Annotated in this window: 4 protein-coding genes; 2 read left to right on the top strand and 2 right to left on the bottom strand. The window is 60.9% G+C overall.

What is annotated here, in order from left to right:
- Together ACMV18_RS13880 and ACMV18_RS13875 are read right to left on the bottom strand one after the other, a co-directional pair.
- Positions 1-1,987, bottom strand: a 1,987-nt coding sequence (locus ACMV18_RS13880) for a glutamate synthase central domain-containing protein (RefSeq protein ID WP_420818330.1), incomplete at its 3' end; no start/stop codon positions are given.
- A 252-nt stretch (positions 1,988-2,239) separates the two neighbouring features.
- The gene (locus ACMV18_RS13875; RefSeq protein ID WP_374255477.1) at positions 2,240-2,935 is read right to left on the bottom strand and encodes a transposase; all 696 of its coding nucleotides are present in this window, start codon (positions 2,933-2,935) and stop codon (positions 2,240-2,242) included.
- 315 nt (positions 2,936-3,250) lie between these two features.
- Here ACMV18_RS13875 and flhD point away from each other — a divergent pair, with 315 nt between their 5' ends.
- Both flhD and flhC read left to right on the top strand, forming a co-directional pair.
- Positions 3,251-3,571, top strand: coding sequence for a flagellar transcriptional regulator FlhD (flhD, locus tag ACMV18_RS13870; protein WP_374255479.1), 321 nt, complete (start codon positions 3,251-3,253; stop codon positions 3,569-3,571).
- Positions 3,572-3,614: 43 nt separating this feature from the next.
- Positions 3,615-4,115, top strand: a 501-nt coding sequence (gene flhC, locus ACMV18_RS13865; RefSeq protein WP_420818329.1) for a flagellar transcriptional regulator FlhC, incomplete at its 3' end; no start/stop codon positions are given.

Genomic DNA, 4,115 nt, shown 5'->3' with positions numbered 1-4,115 from the left:
CGGTTTCCACGATCAGACCGGTGCGTGTACGCAGGCCTTTTGTCACCAGATGCTGGTGGATTGCGGAAGTTGCCAGCAGTGCCGGAATAGCCACGGCGTCTTTGGACACCTTGCGGTCAGACACGATCAGCAGGTTCATACCTTGCAGAACAGCATCTTCTGCTTCTGCACACAGCGAGGCCAGACGCGCTTCCACACCCTCATGACCCCACGAAGCAGGGTAAGTGATGTCGATTTCGTAAGGCTTGAACTTGCCGCCGGTGTGCTTCTCGATGTTGCGCAGGCGAGCCATGTCGTCGAAGTCCAGCACAGGCTGGGACACTTCGAGGCGCATCGGGGGGTTCACCGCGTTGATGTCGAGCAGGTTAGGCTTGGGACCAATGAAGGACACCAGCGACATCACCACCGCTTCACGGATGGGGTCGATGGGGGGGTTGGTCACCTGGGCGAACAACTGCTTGAAATAGTTGTACAGCGGCTTGTTCTTGTCGGACAGGACGGCCAGCGGCGAGTCGTTGCCCATGGAGCCAGTGGCTTCTTCGCCGTTCTGGGCCATCGGGGCCATCAGGAACTTGATGTCTTCCTGCGTGAAGCCGAAGGCTTGCTGACGGTCCAGCAGCGACTCGGAGAACTCGCCCACGGAGCCCTTGGCATCGATGGTGTCCAGCTTGACGCGGACGTTCTCGATCCATTGACGGTAAGGCTTGGCCGAAGCGTATTGCGCCTTCAGCTCTTCGTCTTCGATGATGCGACCTTGCTCGAAGTCGATCAGCAGCATCTTGCCAGGCTGCAGACGCCACTTCTTGACGATCTTGTTCTCGGGGATGGGCAGCACGCCGGATTCGGAGGCCAGCACGACCAGGTCGTCATCGGTGATGATGAAACGAGCGGGACGCAGACCGTTACGGTCCAGGGTGGCACCGATCTGACGACCGTCGGTGAAGACCATGGCGGCAGGACCGTCCCATGGCTCCATCATGGACGCGTGGTACTCGTAGAACGCGCGGCGACGCTCGTCCATGGTGGCGTGTTGTTCCCAGGCTTCCGGGATCATCATCATGGCGGCTTGCGCCAGAGGATAGCCGGACATGGTCAGCAGTTCGAGCGCGTTGTCGAACGTGGCGGTGTCGGACTGGCCTTCCAAGCTGATGGGGTACAGCTTCTTCAGGTCGTCGCCCAGCACGGGGGACTTCATGACGCCTTCGCGGGCGCGCATCCAGTTGAAGTTGCCCTTCACGGTGTTGATTTCACCGTTGTGAGCGACCATGCGGTAGGGGTGAGCCAGCGGCCACTCGGGGAGGGTGTTGGTCGAGAAACGTTGGTGCACCAACGCCAGGGCCGACACGACACGCTCGTCCTTCAGGTCGTTGTAGTACTTGCCAACTTGATCGGCCAGCAACAGACCCTTGTAGATAATGGTGCGGCACGACATGCTGGGCACGTAGTACTCGGAACCGTGGGTCAGGTTCAGGCTCTGGATCTTGCTGGAAGCCGTCTTGCGGATGACGTACAGCTTGCGCTCGAGGGCATCGGGCACCAGGATGTCGGGACCGCGGCCGATGAAGACCTGACGGATGACGGGCTCTTTTTCGCGGACCAGCGGCGACATGGGCATGTCGGCATCCACGGGCACGTCACGCCAGCCCAGCAGCACTTGGCCTTCGGCCTTGATGGCGCGCTCGAGCTCTTGTTCGCAGGCTTGGCGAGAAGCGCTTTCCTTGGGCAGGAAGATCATGCCCACGCCGTACTCGCCGGGAGGAGGCAACTCCACACCCTGCTTGGCCATTTCGGCACGGTAGAACTCGTCGGGGATCTGGATCAGCAGACCCGCACCGTCACCCATCAGCGGGTCAGCACCCACGGCGCCACGGTGGTCGATGTTTTCCAGGATCTGCAGACCTTGGCGAACAATGCTGTGCGCCTTCTGGCCCTTGATGTGAGCGACGAAGCCCACACCGCAAGCGTCATGCTCGGCGTTGGCGTACATGCCCAGTTCGGCAGCCGCCTGGATTTCCTGACGAGTGGCCACGGCGGTGGCTGCGTCAGACACGGGGGTGATAGGGAACGTCGTTCCCGAAGTCGCCTGGGTCATGAGGGCGCTCCAGATGTTAGTGTGGAAAAACAACACGGGGACGGTCGAGGATACTCGCGTTTGCCCGCAGATTCAAGTTTTTATAAATAGGGTCAGATCAATTTAGCGAGACACCAACGACAGCCTCATCAAATAAATAGGGACAGATCAAGCAGCCGGGACTTTGCGGGGGCGTCCGCGCGGTCTGGGCGTCAATCGGCGGCCCGCACTGACCTCCAGACTCTGCGCGGTCTCGGGCGCCATGAGCGCCCACCCCTTGTGAACAGCTTGCTGCATGTCCTCGCACAACCGGGTCGAGATGCCCTCCTCCAGTCGGCGACGCCACGCCAGGTCCCGCTCAAAAGGGGTGTTGCCCAGCGCCCAAAAGAGTGCGTGATCCCCAATGAGCGCATCGGTACAGAGCCCGAGATGGTGTCGCGCACTGGACCAGGCATCCTCCTCGACACGCAGCACTTGCCCGGACCGCAGGCCTTCGGTCTCCACAAAGACCATCGCATCCAGCAAGAACCGGGCCGGATCCAGCACCGTGGACCGGTATCGTGAGGCCCACAACCCCCCCAGTCGGGCGTGACGGGCGTTGTAGCCCGCCACATAGCGCCGACCAATTGCCTGCATGAACAGGCTGATGGCGTCTTCGGTGCCCGGCGTCACCAACAGCGTGAAGTGACTGACGCACAGGCTGTAGGCATGGACCACCACCCCATGCAGGCGTGCGGCCTCGCGGATCGCGGTCAACAGCGCCTGCCGATCGACGTCATCGCGCACAAGTGCCTGCCCTTCATGCACTCGCTGCACCACCAGATGCGGCCAGGCGGCCAAGCCCAAACGCGGCAAACGCGCCATGCGGTATCTCCTCCTTCAGATGTGCCACGCATTATCCAGATCCATGCCAACACCTCTCGCACAGAAGAGAACTGACACGGCAGAACCTGCCTGTTTGTTGGATGTGGTTTGCCTCGCTTCACCAGCGATCAAAAGTGATTTGTCGGATTTTTTCTGACACGACGGACATCCTGCGCCTGACGCGCCTTACAGCGAGCGCCCTATTCAGAAAAACAGACCCGATCTCCAGAATTCATTCCATGCCAGCAACGCCCATCGCTGACACCCAAAAGAGACCCAGCAAAACCGCTTTCCAAATCGCTTAAGGAGAACGACATGAACGCCGACCAGATGCTCAACGAAATCCGCGAAGCCAACCTGTCTTACCTGATGCTGGCCCAAAGCCTGATTCGCGCTGACCGCGAGCAAGCTTTGTTCCGCCTGGGGATCTCCGAGGAAACGGCCACGCTGATCAACATGATGACGCCCGCCCAGGTGCTCAAGATTGCGTCGAGCAACACCTTGCTGTGCCGCATGCGTGTGGACGACGATCTGGTGTGGTCGCTGCTGACCAACCATGGCAAGACTGGCAACGATGCGGTCACCCGCCTGCACGCCTCGATCCTGATGGCCGGCCGCCACCAGGAAGCCGCGTAAGCCGCCCGCACCGCACCCCAGACAGACCACCGGAGAGACCACCATGCGCACCAAGAGCCTGTTGACCGAAGCCAAGCAAATCGACCGCGCCATCACCCTCATCAACCTGGGTGCTCGCCTGCAAGTGCTGGAATCGGAAACTGACATGTCTTACGAGCGCCTGCTGCGCCTCTACAAGGAAGTCTCCGGCAAGTCCCCGTCCAAGGGCCAACTGCCTTTCTCCACCGACTGGTTCATGACCTGGCAGCCCAACATCCACGCCAGCCTGTTCATGAACATCCACGAATACCTGAACAAGGCCGCCGAGATGGACGAGATCGACATCGTCATCAAGGCCTACCAGCTCTACCTGGAACAAACCCAGACCCAAGGCCTGGAGCCCCTGCTGTCGGTGACCCGCGCCTGGCGCCTGGTCAAGTTTGTCGACACCGGCATGCTGGCCATGACCAAGTGCAACAAGTGCGGTGGCCACTTCATCACCCACCCGCACGAAATCGCCCGTCACTTCACCTGCGGCCTGTGCAACCCGCCCGCCCGCGCCGGC

The sequence above is a fragment of the Aquabacterium sp. genome (assembly GCF_048860245.1).
GTDB lineage: Bacteria > Pseudomonadota > Gammaproteobacteria > Burkholderiales > Burkholderiaceae_C > Aquabacterium.
The sequence above is the reverse complement of the archived record's forward strand: the minus strand, read 5'-3'. Positions and strand labels throughout refer to the sequence as shown.

Coding starts and splice junctions, on each gene's coding strand:
- ACMV18_RS13875 (WP_374255477.1), bottom strand. CDS start 2,935: ATGGCGCGTTTGCCGCGTTTGGGCTTGGCCGCCTGGCCGCATCTGGTG.
- flhD (WP_374255479.1), top strand. CDS start 3,251: ATGAACGCCGACCAGATGCTCAACGAAATCCGCGAAGCCAACCTGTCT.